The sequence below is a fragment of the Streptomyces sp. NPDC047061 genome (assembly GCF_040643955.1).
GTDB lineage: Bacteria > Actinomycetota > Actinomycetes > Streptomycetales > Streptomycetaceae > Streptomyces.
In genome coordinates, this window is sequence record NZ_JBEYVI010000003.1 from 133,622 (window position 1) to 149,424 (window position 15,803).

13 protein-coding genes are annotated in these 15,803 nt (G+C 71.2%); 5 read left to right on the plus strand and 8 right to left on the minus strand.

Annotated features, from left to right (window positions below; translation table 11 throughout):
• Positions 1 to 24: 24 nt before the first annotated feature.
• From ABZ887_RS06665 to ABZ887_RS06675, 3 genes are all read right to left on the minus strand, one after another.
• Positions 25 to 843: a thioredoxin domain-containing protein gene (locus ABZ887_RS06665; protein ID WP_361283636.1), complete on the minus strand. Its 819-nt coding sequence runs from the start codon at positions 841 to 843 to the stop codon at positions 25 to 27.
• A gap of 127 nt (positions 844 to 970) precedes the next feature.
• Complete coding sequence (locus ABZ887_RS06670) at positions 971 to 1,663, minus strand: hypothetical protein (RefSeq protein ID WP_361283639.1); 693 nt, start codon at positions 1,661 to 1,663, stop codon at positions 971 to 973.
• 67 nt (positions 1,664 to 1,730) lie between these two features.
• Positions 1,731 to 3,080 (minus strand): DUF2252 domain-containing protein, encoded by a 1,350-nt coding sequence (locus tag ABZ887_RS06675; protein WP_361283642.1) that lies wholly within the window; start codon positions 3,078 to 3,080, stop codon positions 1,731 to 1,733.
• 224 nt (positions 3,081 to 3,304) lie between these two features.
• Here ABZ887_RS06675 and dnaE point away from each other — a divergent pair, with 224 nt between their 5' ends.
• The gene (gene dnaE, locus ABZ887_RS06680) at positions 3,305 to 6,844 is read left to right on the plus strand and encodes a DNA polymerase III subunit alpha (RefSeq protein ID WP_361283645.1); all 3,540 of its coding nucleotides are present in this window, start codon (positions 3,305 to 3,307) and stop codon (positions 6,842 to 6,844) included.
• A gap of 111 nt (positions 6,845 to 6,955) precedes the next feature.
• Here dnaE and ABZ887_RS06685 read toward each other — a convergent pair whose 3' ends face one another.
• Positions 6,956 to 7,132, minus strand: a complete 177-nt coding sequence (locus ABZ887_RS06685) for a hypothetical protein (protein ID WP_361283648.1) — start codon at positions 7,130 to 7,132, stop codon at positions 6,956 to 6,958.
• A 220-nt stretch (positions 7,133 to 7,352) separates the two neighbouring features.
• On the opposite strand from ABZ887_RS06685, the gene ABZ887_RS06690 reads away from it, so the two are divergent.
• The 4 genes from ABZ887_RS06690 (at position 7,353) to ABZ887_RS06705 (ending at position 11,378) form a co-directional block, all read left to right on the plus strand.
• A complete protein-coding gene (locus ABZ887_RS06690) occupies positions 7,353 to 8,576 on the plus strand; it encodes an NYN domain-containing protein (RefSeq protein WP_361283651.1) in 1,224 nt (407 codons plus the stop codon).
• A 199-nt stretch (positions 8,577 to 8,775) separates the two neighbouring features.
• Positions 8,776 to 9,750, plus strand: a complete 975-nt coding sequence (locus ABZ887_RS06695) for an ABC transporter ATP-binding protein (protein ID WP_361283654.1) — start codon at positions 8,776 to 8,778, stop codon at positions 9,748 to 9,750.
• Positions 9,751 to 9,850: 100 nt separating this feature from the next.
• Positions 9,851 to 10,678 (plus strand): ABC transporter permease, encoded by an 828-nt coding sequence (locus ABZ887_RS06700; RefSeq protein ID WP_361283657.1) that lies wholly within the window; start codon positions 9,851 to 9,853, stop codon positions 10,676 to 10,678.
• Between the two features lie 34 nt (positions 10,679 to 10,712).
• Positions 10,713 to 11,378, plus strand: a complete 666-nt coding sequence (locus ABZ887_RS06705) for an AAA family ATPase (protein WP_361283660.1) — start codon at positions 10,713 to 10,715, stop codon at positions 11,376 to 11,378.
• 340 nt (positions 11,379 to 11,718) lie between these two features.
• Here the strand turns inward: ABZ887_RS06705 and ybaK are convergent, their stop codons facing one another.
• From ybaK to ABZ887_RS06725, 4 genes are all read right to left on the minus strand, one after another.
• Positions 11,719 to 12,225: a Cys-tRNA(Pro) deacylase gene (gene ybaK / locus ABZ887_RS06710; protein WP_361283663.1), complete on the minus strand. Its 507-nt coding sequence runs from the start codon at positions 12,223 to 12,225 to the stop codon at positions 11,719 to 11,721.
• A 17-nt stretch (positions 12,226 to 12,242) separates the two neighbouring features.
• Positions 12,243 to 12,983 (minus strand): LON peptidase substrate-binding domain-containing protein, encoded by a 741-nt coding sequence (locus ABZ887_RS06715; RefSeq protein WP_361283666.1) that lies wholly within the window; start codon positions 12,981 to 12,983, stop codon positions 12,243 to 12,245.
• An 11-nt stretch (positions 12,984 to 12,994) separates the two neighbouring features.
• A complete protein-coding gene (locus ABZ887_RS06720) occupies positions 12,995 to 14,059 on the minus strand; it encodes a hypothetical protein (protein ID WP_361283669.1) in 1,065 nt (354 codons plus the stop codon).
• A 143-nt stretch (positions 14,060 to 14,202) separates the two neighbouring features.
• Positions 14,203 to 15,780: an oxidoreductase gene (locus ABZ887_RS06725; protein WP_361283672.1), complete on the minus strand. Its 1,578-nt coding sequence runs from the start codon at positions 15,778 to 15,780 to the stop codon at positions 14,203 to 14,205.
• Positions 15,781 to 15,803: the final 23 nt, after the last annotated feature.

Below are 15,803 nucleotides of genomic sequence, written 5' to 3' on the forward strand. Positions count from 1 at the left end.
GGTCCCTGTGCACAGGGACCCGGGTCACGCCTTGAGCGCCGCGTCCACGACGGTGTTGAAGGCGTCGACCGTCATCGGCGGGTTGCCGCTGGAGTCGGCCGTCAGCATCTTGCCGTTCATGACGAAGCTCGGGGTGCCCGTCACGCCGTCCTTGTTGGTGTTGAAGAGGTTCGACATGGCCATCGCCCAGGCGTCGTAGGTGCCCTTCTTGACGGCGTCGTCGAACTTCGCGTTGTTCTTCAGTGCGGGGACCGTGTTCGCGACCTCGATGAGGTACGAGTCGTCCTTGAACTTGTCGGTGGTCTCGTCCGGGTGGTACTTCGTCGAGTACAGCGCGGTCTTGTACTCGAGGAACGCCTCGGAGCTGATGTTCAGCGCGGCGCCCATGGCGCTCAGCGCGTTCTTGGAGCCCTCGCCGTTGTCCTTGTCGTCGATGAACGTGCCACCGATGTACTCGATCTTGAACTTGCCGTCGTCGATGTCCTTCTTCACGGTCGAGCCGACGGTCTGCTCGAACTGGGCACAGATCGGGCAGCGCGGGTCCTCGTAGATCTTGAGGGTCTTCTTGGCGCTGTCCTTGCCGATGACGACCGTGGTGCCCTTGGTGCCGGTGGTGTTGGCCGGGGCGACCACCTTGGCGTCCTTGAGGCTGTTCCAGTAGCTGGGCTTGTTGGCCTGGACGACGGCGTAGCCTATGCCGCCCGCCGCGGCCAGCACGGCCACGACCGAGCCGGCCACGATGAGCTGCCGCCTGACCTTGGCGCGCTTGGCCTGCTTCTCGCGCTCGGCGCGCAGCCGCTCCCGGGCCGCGTTCTTGGCAGCTGCGCTGTTCCGCTTGCTCATGTTGGTGATCTCCATAGGGGACGCGCACATGTCGTACGCGGGATACGTGTGGGGGACTCGTCGTACTCGAAGTACTCGAAGTACTCCGAGTACTCGGACGAGGGACGTGCTCGGGTGGGAGGGGCGCTCAGGCGAAGGACGCGGCGAGCGCTCCGGAGCACGGCGGTCCGCGCCGTCCCAGGGAGTGCACGAGGAGCAGGCCGCGGCCGGCGGCCGGGCGGGGCGCCGGGCGCGGCAAGCGCCGTACCGGAGCGGGCCGGACCGTGCCCGCGGCGACCGCCAGCAGCAGCGGGCGGAAGGTGGTGGCGGCGACGGCGCGCAGCAGCTGGGTCAGGGCGCGCTCGCCGCGGCGCAGCCAGGCGGCGGCGAGCAGGCCGACGCAGACGTGGGCGGCGAGCAGCAGCCAGGCGGCGGCCGGGTCGGCGTGCGCGAGGGCCGTGGCGGCGCGGGAGCCGCCGGTCATCCGGGCCAGCGGGGTGCCGACCGTGCCGCCGTGGCACAGCACGTCGAGGCCGACCGCGCGCAGCGGGCCGGCGATGGGGCCGCCCGCCCTGCCGTAACAGGCGTGCTGGCCGGTGGTGAAGACCGTGTCGGCGGCCAGCTCCAGCGGGATCAGCAGGGCCGCGATCCGGCCGAAGCCGCGCTCGCGGCCCGCCAGCGCGTAGGCCGCGACGAACACCCCGGCGGCGACCGCGGCCACCGTCGTGAACGGCAGCGGGGCCCGGGACAGCAGCACGTGCGACGCGGTGCTGAGCGTCACGACGAAGGCCGTGAACAGCGCCGCGCGCACGGCTCTGAGCTGGGTCCCGGATATGTCCATAGCGGTGGAGAGTCTGTCACGTACTCATGTAAGGGACCCCTAAAAAGGCCCTGAGAATCGGCGAAGGTTACAGCCCTGGAATGCGGCCGTTGCGGAAGAGGTCGACGAAGATCTGGTGGTCGGCACGCGCACGTGCGCCGTAGCTGTGTGCGAAGTCGGTGAGCAGGCCCGCGAAGCCGTCCTCGTCGGCGGCGATCGCCGCGTCGATGGCCCGCTCGGTGGAGAACGGCACCAGGGACTCGCCGGACTGGTCGTCGGCCGCCGAGTGCATGGACGCCGTGGCCCGGCCGAGGTCGGCGACGACCGCCGCGATCTCCTCCGGGTCGTCGATGTCGCTCCAGTCCAGGTCCACCGCGTACGGCGACACCTCGGCGACCAGCTGTCCCGCGCCGTCCAGCTCGGTCCAGCCCAGCCACGGGTCTGCATGGGCCTGCAGGGCGCGCTGCGAGATCACCGTGCGGTGGCCCTCGTGCTGGAAGTAGTCCCGGATCGCCGGGTCCGTGACGTGCCGGGAGACGGCCGGGGTCTGGGCCTGCTTGATGTAGATCACCACGTCGTTCTCCAGGGCGTCCGTGGCGCCCTCCAGGAGGATGTTGTACGACGGCAGGCCGGCCGAGCCGATGCCGATCCCGCGGCGGCCCACCACGTCCTTCACGCGGTAGGAGTCCGGACGGGACAGGGACGACTCGGGGAGGGTCTCCAGGTAGCCGTCGAAGGCGGCCAGCACCTTGTAGCGGGTGGCGGCGTCCAGCTCGATGGAGCCGCCGCCGGAGGCGAAGCGGCGCTCCCAGTCACGGATCTCCGTCATCGAGTCCAGCAGCTCGAAACGGGTCAGCGAGCGGGCCGCGCGGAGCGCGCCGAGCAGCGGGCCCTCGGCGGTGTCCAGGGTGAACGGCGGCACCTCGTCGCTCTTCGCGCCCGTCGCCAGCGCGTGGATGCGCTCGCGGTAGGCCTCCGCGTACACCTCGACCAGCTCGGTGATCTGTTCGTCGCTGAACGCCTTCGCGTACCCGATCAGCGCCACGGAGGCGGCGAAGCGCTTCAGGTCCCAGGTGAACGGGCCCACGTAGGCCTCGTCGAAGTCGTTGACGTTGAAGACCAGGCGGCCGTTGGAGTCCATGTACGTGCCGAAGTTCTCCGCGTGCAGGTCGCCGTGGATCCACACGCGCGAGGTGCGCTCGTCCAGGTACGGGCCGGTGTATATCCGCCCGCCGCCGAGACCGGCGTGCTCCGCGTCCAGGTCGTGGTAGAAGAGCGCGGCCGTGCCCCGGTAGAAGGCGAAGGCCGAGGCCGCCATCTTCCGGAACTTCACGCGGAACGCGGCCGGGTCGGCGGCCAGGAGCTCGCCGAAGGCGGTGTCGAAGACGGCGAGGATCTCCTCGCCGCGCTGCTCGCCGTTGAGCTGGGGGACCGGCATCGCTGGGTGCCTCCTGGTACGGGTGGTGCCTGACATGTGGCGCGGATCTCTCCGTCCGGACCAACGTGCGAAGGTCCCCGGGAGTGCCCGCTTTCTCCGCACGAAGGTACGCGGGGGAGCCCGCCGGGTGTCAGTGCCGAGGCATAGGATTTCGCTGTCCCACCAGACTGTCCGCAGCCGGTCGGAAGATCGTCGACGCCTGTTTTCCTTTGGAGGCCGAACCCGTGTCAAAGCCGCCCTTCACGCACCTGCACGTCCACACCCAGTACTCGCTGCTGGACGGTGCCGCGCGGCTCAAGGACATGTTCAACGCCTGCAACGAGATGGGCATGACGCACATCGCCATGTCCGACCACGGCAACCTGCACGGGGCGTACGACTTCTTCCACACCGCGAAGAAGGCCGGGGTCACCCCGATCATCGGGATCGAGGCGTACGTCGCCCCCGAGTCCCGGCGCAACAAGCGCAAGATCCAGTGGGGCCAGCCGCACCAGAAGCGGGACGACGTCTCCGGTTCCGGCGGTTACACCCACAAGACGATGTGGGCCGTGAACAGCACGGGCCTGCACAACCTCTTCCGGCTCTCCTCGGACGCGTACGCCGAGGGCTGGCTGCAGAAGTGGCCGCGGATGGACAAGGAGACGATCTCCCAGTGGTCCGAGGGGATCGTGGCCTCCACCGGCTGCCCCTCCGGCGAGCTCCAGACCCGGCTGCGCCTCGGCCAGTACGACGAGGCACTGAAGGCGGCGGCCGAGTACCAGGACATCTTCGGCAAGGACCGCTACTTCCTGGAGCTGATGGACCACGGCATCGAGATCGAGCACCGGGTCCGCGACGGCCTGCTGGAGATCGGCAAGAAGCTCGGCATCCCGCCGCTGGTGACGAACGACTCGCACTACACGTACGCGCACGAGGCGACCGCGCACGACGCCCTGCTCTGCATCCAGACCGGCAAGAACCTCTCCGACCCGGACCGCTTCAAGTTCGACGGCACCGGCTACTACCTGAAGTCCACGGACGAGATGTACGCCGTCGACTCCTCGGACGCCTGGCAGGAGGGCTGCGCCAACACCCTCCTGGTCGCCGAGATGGTCGACACCACCGGCATGTTCGAGGCCAAGAACCTCATGCCGAAGTTCGACATCCCGGAGGGCTTCACCGAGGTCACCTGGTTCAAGGAGGAGGTCCGCCGGGGCATGGAGCGCCGCTTCCCCGGCGGCATCCCGGACGACCGCCAGAAGCAGGTCGAGTACGAGCTGGACGTCATCATCCAGATGGGGTTCCCGGGCTACTTCCTCGTGGTCGCCGACTTCATCATGTGGGCCAAGAACAACGGCATCGCGGTCGGCCCCGGCCGAGGCTCCGCGGCCGGCTCGATCGTCGCCTACGCCATGGGCATCACCGACCTCGACCCGATCCCGCACGGCCTGATCTTCGAGCGGTTCCTCAACCCCGAGCGCGTCTCCATGCCCGACGTCGACATCGACTTCGACGAGCGTCGGCGCGTCGAGGTGATCAGGTACGTGACCGAGAAGTACGGCGCCGACAAGGTCGCCATGATCGGCACCTACGGCAAGATCAAGGCGAAGAACGCCATCAAGGACTCCGCGCGCGTGCTGGGCTACCCGTACGCGATGGGCGACCGCCTCACCAAGGCGATGCCCGCCGACGTCCTCGGCAAGGGCATCGACCTCGACGGCATCACCAACCCCTCGCACCCGCGGTACAACGAGGCGGGCGAGATCCGGGGGATGTACGAGAACGAGCCGGACGTCAAGAAGGTCATCGACACCGCGAAGGGCGTCGAGGGCCTGGTCCGGCAGATGGGCGTGCACGCCGCCGGCGTGATCATGTCCAGCGAGCCCATCGTCGACCACGCCCCGATCTGGGTGCGGCACACGGACGGCGTGACCATCACGCAGTGGGACTACCCGCAGTGCGAGTCGCTCGGCCTGCTGAAGATGGACTTCCTCGGCCTGCGCAACCTGACGATCATGGACGACGCCGTCAAGATGGTGAAGTCCAACAAGGGCATCGACCTCGACCTGCTGGCCCTGCCGCTCGACGACCCGAAGACCTTCGAACTGCTCCAGCGCGGCGACACCCTGGGCGTCTTCCAGTTCGACGGCGGGCCCATGCGCTCGCTGCTGCGCCTGATGAAGCCCGACAACTTCGAAGACATCTCCGCCGTGTCCGCGCTGTACCGTCCGGGCCCGATGGGCATGGACTCGCACACCAACTACGCGCTGCGCAAGAACAAGCTCCAGGAGATCACCCCGATCCACAAGGAGCTGGAGGAGCCCCTGGAAGAGGTCCTGGCCGTCACCTACGGCCTGATCGTCTACCAGGAGCAGGTGCAGAAGGCCGCCCAGATCATCGCCGGCTACTCGCTCGGCGAGGCCGACATCCTGCGCCGCGTGATGGGCAAGAAGAAGCCCGACGAACTGGCCAAGAACTTCACCATCTTCCAGGCCGGCGCCAAGAAGAACGGCTACAGCGACGAGGCGATCCAGGCCCTGTGGGACGTGCTGGTCCCGTTCGCCGGCTACGCCTTCAACAAGGCGCACTCGGCCGCGTACGGTCTGGTCTCCTACTGGACCGCCTACCTCAAGGCGAACCACCCCGCCGAGTACATGGCCGGTCTGCTCACCTCGGTCAAGGACGACAAGGACAAGTCGGCCGTCTACCTGAACGAGTGCCGGCGCATGGGCATCAAGGTGCTGCCGCCGAACGTCAACGAGTCGGTGCACAACTTCGCCGCGCAGGGCGACGACGTGATCCTCTTCGGCCTCGAAGCCGTCCGCAACGTCGGCACGAACGTGGTGGATTCGATCATCAGGAGCCGCAAGGCCAAGGGCAAGTACGGCTCCTTCCCCGACTACCTCGACAAGGTCGAGGCGGTCGCGTGCAACAAGCGGACCACGGAGTCGCTGATCAAGGCGGGCGCCTTCGACGCCCTGGGACACACCCGCAAGGGCCTCACCGCGCACTTCGACTCGATGATCGACAACGTGGTCGCGGTCAAGCGCAAGGAGGCCGAGGGCCAGTTCGACCTCTTCGGCGGGATGGGCGAGGAGGACAGCAGCGAGCCCGGCTTCGGTCTGGACGTCGAGTTCACCACCGACGAGTGGGACAAGACCTATCTGCTCGCCCAGGAGCGGGAGATGCTCGGCCTGTACGTCTCCGACCACCCGCTCTTCGGCCTGGAGCACGTGCTCTCCGACAAGGCCGACGCGGGCATCGCCCAGCTCACCGGCGGCGAGCACGCGGACGGCGCGGTGGTCACCATCGGCGGCATCATCTCCGGTCTCCAGCGCAAGATGACCAAGCAGGGCAACGCCTGGGCGATCGCCACCGTCGAGGACCTCGCGGGTTCCATTGAGTGCATGTTCTTCCCGGCGAGCTACCAGCTGATCTCGACCCAACTCGTCGAGGACGCGGTGGTGTTCGTCAAGGGCCGCCTCGACAAGCGCGAGGACGTGCCGCGGCTGGTGGGGATGGAGCTGGCGGTCCCGGATCTCTCCAACGCCGGCACCAACGCGCCCGTGATCCTCACCATCCCGGCCACCAGGGTCACTCCGCCCATGGTCAGCCGCCTCGGCGAGATCCTCAGCCACCACAAGGGCGACAGCGAGGTCCGGATCAAGCTCCAGGGCCCGACCAAGACCACCGTGCTGCGCCTGGACCGGCACCGGGTGAAGCCGGACCCGGCGCTGTTCGGCGACCTCAAGGTGCTGCTCGGCCCGTCCTGCCTGGCCGGATAGGCCTCACCCCGTAGGGACGGTCGTACGCGCGCCGAAGGGGCGCACCCGCGACGGGTGCGCCCCTCCTGCGTGCCTGGGCTTCAACAGCCCGGTGGGACCTGGTCGGTCCGCTCAGTTGTGACCGAAGCTCTTCTGCTTCTTCTTCGCAACGTCCGCCGGACTGCCCTGGATGTGCGACACCGGCGAGTCCTGGGACTCCGTCGACGTACGCTGCGGGTGCTCGTGGGACTGCTCGCTCTGCGAGGTGCGGTTCTGGGAGCCACCCTTGCGGTTCTTGTTCTTGGCCATGGTGATCTGCCTCCTGTGGGGGATCTAGGGGCCGAATTCAGATTCACATAGGCTGACAACAGACGCATTTCGGATAATTACCGTGTGTGACAGGGCTTGTCGGAGAGCGAGGTCCCGAAACGCCACGCCGAAGATCGAGTTCGGGCCGTTAACCCCCGCGTGGTCGGGCAGACTCGAAGGAAGCCCCGGAAGCAAACCTCCCGGAAAGAGGGTGAGTCGCGTGGACCGCTGCATCGTCCTGGTGGACGCCGGGTATCTGCTGGGTGCCGCCGCCAGTCTCCTCGCCGGTGAGCCCTCCCGATCCCGGATCACCGTCGACCACGCCGCGCTGATCCAGGCGCTGCGCGACCGCGCGGAGTCCGACACCGAGCGTCCACTGCTGCGCATCTACTGGTTCGACGGCGCCCCCGACCGCGTCCCCCAGCCGGAGCACCGCCGGCTGCGCGTCATGCCCCGGGTGACCGTCCGGCTCGGCGCGCTGACCCGCAGCGACGGGCGCTGGGCGCAGAAGGGCGTGGACGCGGCCATGCACGCCGAGCTGACCGAGCTGGCCAGGAACCGCGCCTGCTCCGACGTCGTCCTGGTGACCGGCGACGGGGACCTGCTGCCGGGCATGATGGCCGCCAAGGAGCACGGGGTCGCCGTCCATCTGTGGGCCGTGCAGGCCGCCGACGGGGACTACAACCAGTCCGAGGACCTGGTCGCCGAGGCCGACGAGCGGCGGGTCCTGGACCGGGCGTGGATCACCCAGGCGGTACGGGCCAAGGAGCTGACCGCGGTCTGTGCGCCGCCGCCGGTGCCGCGGCCGGAGATCGCCGCGATCCTCTCGGCGCCGCTGCCCGAGTCGTCGCTGGCGGCAGCGGCGGAGGCGGTGCCCGAGGGCGCCGACCGGGCGCCCGCGGCGAGCGTGGCGGAGAACGGGGCGCCGGAGCGGATGCCGACGCCGAAGGGGGTGCCGACGCCCAAGGATCTCGCCGCGCTGCGGGCGCCGGGCGCCCAGCCGGTCCAGCATCCGGCGACGACGGCGACGCTGCGGTGGTCCTCGGACAAGGGGTGGGTGGACCGGCCGGGGGGTGCGGCGGAGTCGGCGGAGGCGGCCTCCATGCCGACGCTGGCGCAGCTGACCACCGCGGAGCAGCGGTGGGCCGACCGGGAGGAGGACATCACGACCGTCGGCGGGGATCCCTACGAGGTCGGGCAGGTGTTCGCCAAGCGGTGGATGTCGCGGCTCGGGGACCAGAGCCATCTGCACAAGCTGTCGGGGATGTATCCGCGGATTCCGCACCGGATCGACGGCGAGCTGCTGCGGTACGCGGCGCGGTTCGGGTTGCTGGCGCACAAGGACGACCAGATCGACGAGCACGACCGCTACGCCATTCGGGCGGGGTTCTGGAGGGAGTTCGATGTGCCGGCGGGGGCCGGGGAGCATGCGTCGGCGGAGTGAGTGAGAGGGCTGCGGGTCTGATTTCGGGTGCGGGGCGGTGGGGGCTGGTCGCGCAGTTCCCCGCGCCCCTTACGGGGCGCTGCACCTTGCGGGGTCGCAAGCTGAGGCGCCCCAAAGGCGAGTAAACGGGGGCGACCCCGTAGTCTCGTCCCTTGTGAGTACGGGCGTGGGTCGGGCACTTCGGCAGCAGAGTGACGTCGTGTGTGCCGTGCGTGGGCTGACGAAGACCTACGCCGCGGTCAGAGGGCGGCGTGGCGCCCCCGCCGTGCCCGAGGTGCGGGCCACCGACGGGGTGGAGCTCGATGTCCGGCGCGGGGAGATCTTCGGGCTGCTCGGGCCGAACGGGGCCGGCAAGTCGACGCTCGTACGGCAGCTGACCGGGTTGCTGCGGCCCGACGCGGGCTCCGTGGAGATCCTCGGGCACGACATCGTGCGGCACCCGGAGCGGGCCGCGCGGATCCTCGCCTACCTCGGGCAGGAGTCCAGCGCCCTCGACGAGCTGACCGTGTCCCTCGCCGCCGAGACCACCGGGCGGCTGCGCGGACTGGACGTACGGCAGGCCCGGAGCGAGCGCGACGCCGTGCTGGAGGAACTGGGCCTGACGCCCATCGCCGGGCGGGCGCTCAAGAAGCTCTCCGGAGGACAGCGGCGGCTGGCCTGTTTCGCCGCCGCGCTGGTCGGGGAGCGGCCCTTGCTGGTGCTCGACGAGCCGACGACCGGGATGGACCCCGTGGCCCGGCGGGCCGTGTGGGCCGCCGTGGACCGGCGGCGGGCCGAGCAGGGGGCCACCGTGGTGCTGGTCACCCACAACGTCATCGAGGCCGAGACGGTCCTCGACCGGGTCGCCGTCCTCGACCAGGGACGGGTCATCGCCTGCGACACCCCCGCCGGGCTCAAGGAACGCGTCGCCGGCGAGGTGCGGGTCGAGCTGGTGTGGCGGGAGCGGGCGCCGCTGGACGTGCCCGAGGTGGCCGTCCTGCGGGAGCGTGCCGTCGAGTCCGGCCGGCGCTGGACGCTGCGGCTCGCGCCCGAGGAGGCACGCGCCGTCGTCGCCACGGTGACCGGCGGGGCCGCCTTCGCCGCCCTCGACGACTTCACCCTCGCCACGCCCAGCCTGGAGGACGTATACCTGGCGCTGGGCGGCGCCGCACGGCAGGGGCTGGTGAAGGCGTGAGGACGAACGCGAGGGTGAACAGGACGGCGGCCATGCGCGTACGGAAAGGCGCGGCAGCGGTACGGGCCGCAGGTGCCGCACGGAAGGGGAGCAGCGCGACGTGAGTGTCGTACCCGCTGAGGTTCTGCCGGGCGGTGCCCTGGCCGTGGAGGAGACGGCGCCGGGTGCCCCGGTGGCCGAGCTGGGCCCGCGGGCGCGGCTGTGGCCGTCGCTGATGGCCGTCTACCGTGCGCAGCTGTCCCGGGCCCGGGTGGCGCGGATCCCGCTGCTGTTCGTCGCGACGTTCCAGTCCGTCGGCATCATGATCATGATGCGCGGGGTGGTGGACTCGCGGAGCGAGGCCCAGTCCGTGGTGGCGGGCTCCGCGGTGGTCGTGGTGGCCTACGTGGCGCTGAACCTGCTCGCGCAGTACTTCGGGCAGCTGCGGGCGAGCGGCGGCCTCGACCACTACGCCACGCTGCCCGTGCCGCCGGCCTCGGTGGTGCTCGGGGCGGCCGCGGCGTACGCCTCGTTCACCGTGCCGGGGACGCTGGTGACCGCCGTCTTCGGATGCGTGCTGTTCGGGCTGCCGCTCGCGAACCTGTGGATCCTCGTCGCCGTGATCCCGCTCGCCGGGGCCGCGCTGGCGGGGCTGGGCGCGGCCTGCGGGCTGCTTGCGCCCCGGCCCGAGATCGCCACGCTGCTCGGGCAGCTGGGCATGTCCGCCGCGCTGCTGCTCGGGGTGCTGCCGCCCGACCGGATGCCGGGGATCATCCAGTTCGCACGTGACCTGCTGCCTTCGACGTACGGCGTCGAGGCCTTCGCCCGGACCTTCGGGGCGCGGCCCGACTGGGCTGTCGTCCTCGCTGACCTGGGTGTGTGTGCCGGGGTGGGGGTCGTCTCGCTGGCCGTCGCCACCTGGGCGTACCGCAGGGCTGCCGTCCGGTGACGCACCCCACAGGCCGACCTGGCACGATGGCATCGTGACCGCACCGCTGACGCCGCCGCCTCCGCCGCACGACCAGTCCTCGCACCAGGCCTGGCAGGCGCCGCCGCCTGCCGGGGAGGCGGCGGGGGAGTACGGACAGTACGGACAGGACGGTCCCGGGATGAAGACCGAACTGCGGGAAGGTGCCGTGATCGCCGTCGCGGTGGCGGTGAGCGGTGTGCTGCTCGGGCTGCTGTGGCTGTGGCTGGCGCCGCACGTACCGCTGGTGGGGGACCAGTCCGGCAAGAGCTGGGCGGTCTACCTCAAGGACAGCGAGGGGGAGCAGGCGGCGGGAGTGGACGGAACGTTCACGCTGCTGGCGCTGGCTCTCGGGGTCGTGAGCGCGGTCGTGGTGTTCCTGTGGCGGCGGCGTGGGGGTGTGCCGCTGATCGTGGGGCTGGGGGTCGGGGGGCTGCTCGCGTCTTTCCTGGCCTGGCGGCTGGGGATGTGGCTGGGGCCGGAGCAGGACGTGATCGCTCACGCGAAGGCCGTGGGGAAGGGGGTGACGTTCTCGGCGCCGCTGAAGCTCGGGGCGAAGGGGGCGTTGCTGGCGTGGTCGTTGTCGGCGTTGGTGGTGCATCTGGGGTTGACGGCGCTGTTCGGTCCGCGGGACCCGGAGCCGCCGTACGAGGACGGCCCGTACGCCGCTCCGCCGGCGTAGTCTCCTTCGCCCCCGCCGCCCCTACCCGTCCCATCCTCCAGGGGGAGACCCCCCTTTGACCGCCCGCTCCAGGGGCTGCCGCCCCCGCACCCCCGCATCGGCCTGAACGGCCTCGTCCTCGAACGCCGGACGGGCTGGAGGGGGGCGGGTCGGTTCTCGTCCTCAGACGTCGGACGGGCTGGAGGGTGGGGGCACGGGGAGTCGTGCCCGCGCCCCGCGTACTGCTATGCCGGACGGCGACCGTGGTTCGAGCGGGCCCTCTTCAGGCGCCACTTCCTTTTCCGTGTCTTCTTCGACATGTCTTCCGTACTTAACCGAGCACGGAGACTTCGTCGAGGGGTCACGCACGTCCGATGGGGGCCAGGGTCGCGTTCGTGAGGGTGGCGAGGGTGGTCGGGGCCAGTTCGACCTCGAGGCCGCGACGGCCTGCCGAGACGCAGATCGTGGGGTGGGAGGAGGCCGAGACGTCCAGGACCGTGGGGAGTTTCCTGCGCTGGCCGAGCGGGGAGATGCCGCCGCGGACGTAGCCCGTCGTGCGCTCGGCGAGGGCCGGGTCCGCCATCGCCGCGCGCTTGCCGCCGACCGCCGTCGCCAGGGCCTTGAGGTCCAGGCTGCCGGCCACCGGGACGACGGCGACCGTGAGTGCGCCGTCCACGTCCGCGACCAGGGTCTTGAAGACACGGTCGGGGGACACGCCCATCGCCTCCGCCGCCTCCTCGCCGTAGGACGGGTGGGCGGGGTCGTGGTCGTAGGAGTGGACCGTGAAGTCCGCCCCCGCGGTGGTGAGGGCCACCGTGGCCGGGGTGCCGCCCCCGGACTGCTGTTGCTTCTTCGGCTTCTTCGGCATGTCAGGAAATCCCCGGCTCAGTTCAGACTCGTCGGCGCCCGCGTCAGCTCCGCCGCGGGCAGTGACGGCAGGTTACGGATGATCGCGGTCTCGGAGCGAAGGAGTTTCAGCTCGTCGCGGAGGCGGGAGGCGGTGTCGGGGGCCTGCAGCAGGCGCTGCTTGGTGGGGGTGTCGTGCATCATCGCCGCCGCGACCAGGTAGGAGACGACCGACGGTTCGTCGGGGAGGTCCACGCCGGACGACAGCGAGCGCTCACGCGCGCCCGCCAGACGCTTCTGGTACTGGCGGAAGGCCCGCAGGACCCCCTCGGCCAGCGCGCCCGCCTCGTCGCCCTGCTCCTCGGGCAGCTCCTCCAGCTCCGCCGTCAGGAACGGGCCCGACGTGTCGACGGAGAGCAGCCGCACCCGGCTCGTACCCGTGGCCAGCACCTCGAACGTGCCGTTCGCCCGCTCCCGGATCGTCGCCGCGTCCGCCACACAGCCCACCCGGTGGAAGGACTTGAGCGGGTCGGGTCCGAAGCCGGCCGCCGGGCCCTTCTCGGGCTGGGCCGTCGGGTCCGGCATGCCCGGCGCGGTCGCCGCCACTTCGTGGCCGTCGCGGATCGCCACGACGGCGAAGCGGCGCGGTTCCTCCTCGGGCGTCTTCAGCAGGTCGCGCATCATGGCGCGATAGCGCTCCTCGAAGACGTTCAGAGGAAGCACCAGCCCCGGGAACAGCACCGAGTTCAGCGGGAAGAGAGGGAGACGGACGGTGGTCACGGCGCCACAGCCTAGTGGTCATCGGCGGTGGCATGTCCGCCGTGCTCGGTCCGTGGGCGTCCCGCGGCCCTCGCCGAGGGGGTCGGGTCGGCCTCGGGAGGCGGTTCCGTACCGGCCAGCAGGTGGGCGCGCAGGCGCAGAAAATGGCCCAGCGGGTCGTCGGAGAGGCGGTCCCAGGGGAAGGACGTGACGTACGGGCCGATCAGGTGCAGCTGGGTGCGGGCCGCCTCCCAGCGTTCCAGGCGGACCAGCAGGTACATCAGCTGGTTGCGGACCTCGGCCGGCCAGGGGTCGGCCGCCGGGAACCGCGCGGAGAGGGCGATCGCCCGGTCGGCCGCCGCGTCCAGGCGGGCGCGCGGCACCTCGGGGCCGCAGCCGTCGGTGAGGTAGGTGAAGGCCGCGCGGGCCGGCAGGGCCTGGACCAGCGAGTCCGGCGGGGCGTCCTGCGCGGCCAGGTCGGCGAAGTCGAAGCACTCGTGGTGCGAGCCGTGCCAGTACGTGGCCAGATAGCGCAGCGCCGCCACATGGCAGCCGGAGTGGTGCGGGGCGCGGCGCACGGCCGCCTCCCACAGCTCCTCGAAGTACTTGTGGCCGGCGTTCGTCCCGCGGGCGTGGTCGAGCGCGATCCGCCACGGCACCGGGTCCCGGTCGTCGCCGCGCGCGGCCGCCGTGATCAGCGGGCTGAGCGGGCGCAGGAGCTCCGCGCGGGCGGGGGAGTCCCAGGCGTGGTCGACCGCGAGCTGGGCCTGGACCGGCAGCAGGTCCGGGTCCTGCGGGGCGGTCACGGCCCACTGGTCGAGCCACTCGGTGCGGGAGCGGGCGAAGAGGGCGAGCCGGCGCACGTACCGGTCGCGTTCCTCCCACTCGGCCGCGTCCCTGGTGCCGGCCAGCAGTTTCGCGGCGGGTCCGTACTCGCCCCGGCCGGCCGCGACCAGCGCGGGGGCGAGACGTTCGTCGGGCGCGTCGAGGAACACCTCGTCGTCGGACGTGAGCGGTCCGGCAGCGAGACGCGGAGCGGTGGGGGCCCTCCGTGCGGAACGGAAGAGCGCGCGCAGCGAAGCCATGGTGTCGACCATTGAAAGTCCGCAGGTCGGGGCAGCGCCAGACGGTGTGGCCAACTCCATGAAAGTTGTACGGCGGCTGGTCAAGGACGCGTAAAAGGTGACTGTTGCTCATCTGTTCGGTACCTGTCAGAGGCGGTGCCCGAGCAACAGCCTCGTCACCCCCGCCGCAGCAGCCTCGTCGCCCCCGCCGCCACCGTCGTCGCCAGGATCCAGCCCAGCATGATCATCACCGCCGCCGCCCACTGCCAGCCGCCGGTGAGCCGCCACTGGCCGACCTGGCCCAGGTCGATCACCGGCAGCAGCAGGTCCAGGACGAACAGGGCCGGGTCCCAGGCCGGGTGGCCGCCGGAGTTCATCGGCGGATGCGGGGCGTGCGCGAACGCGAGCGTGCCCGCCGCCCACAGCACCGCCATCCACACCGCCGCCCGGCCCGGCCGGTAGCCGTAGGCCACCGTCAGGTCCTGCGCGAACCCCCAGAGCTTGGCGGCCGGCGGCAGCGTCTCGCGCCGCCGCCGCTGCTTGGCGAGCAGCACCTCGCGCGCGTCCTCGTCCTCGCCGGCGGCCCGCAGCACGGTCGCGAGCCGCTCGTACGGCTCCGGGTTGTACTCGGCGGTCGCCGCCGCCACCCAGTCCAGCCGCCGGGTCAGCGGGAACGGGCCCTGCGGGACCAGGTTCTCGTAGACGAACCCGCCCATGTGCAGCCGCCCCGGGCCCGGCCAGCTGGTCGCCCGGTCGACCAGGTTGGTGGTCCGGGCACCCGACAGCAGCACCGCTCCGCGCTGCGGCTCCTCCCCGAGGAACCGCAGCTCCGGCGCCTGCACCCGGCGCAGCGACAGCTCCTGGTCGTCCGTGAAGCCCAGCCGCGCCCGCTCCAGGTCCACCGCGTCCCCGAACCGCCCGTCGTCCAGCCGGATCCCGCCCTGGCACTCGAACCGCTGGATCCGCGTCCCGCGCGCCGGGGTCGTCCCGCTCTGCCAGGGGCCGCCGACCCCGGCCGGGGTCAGGTACAGGGTCCGGCCGACGGTCAGCTGGGGCGCGTTCAGCGCGAACCGCCCGTCGGGGTTGCGCAGCCGCGCCCCGCGCAGGCTCAGCGAGACGCCCACCTTGGCGCTGCGCAGGCTCAGCTCCCCGTGCGACTCCAGGAGCTCCGCCTGCAGGTCCTGGCCGACGGTCATGCCGTCCGCCGCGATCGACCGCCCGCTGCGGTCCCGGTACACCACCGCCTGGTTCAGCAGCAGGTCGGTGCCGATGTGCGCGTCGGTCAGCCGGACCCCGCCGAGGAAACGGCAGCGTGGCAGGTGCAGGTCACCCTCCGTGTGCACCCGGGCGGCCTCCAGGCGCGGCGCCGCGCAGTCGACCAGCCGTACGGTCGTGAAATGCGCCTCCGGCAGCAGGATCTCGTCGTCGAACCGGCAGCCGCGCAGCTCCACGTACGGCGTGACCGTGCCGCCCGCCAGGTCCAGGGGGCCGGTGATCCGCACGCCGGCCAGCTTCAGCGAGGCCACCCGGCCCGCCAGCGGCGGCGGCCCGTCGAGCAGCAGCCAGCAGACGATCCGGGCCCGCACGGTCCGCTCGGGCCCCCACGGCTGGCCGCCGTGCGGATCGTCCACGTGCATGTCGCCGCTGCTCAGGTCGTACACACTGCCGTTGCGGAACGCCTGCCACATACCGGCCTCGGCCGCGGTCAGATCGTCCGGCAGGTCCCCGTCCCGGACGCCGTCCCCCTCGGTCACGGCTGTTCCTTCTTCCTCGGGCT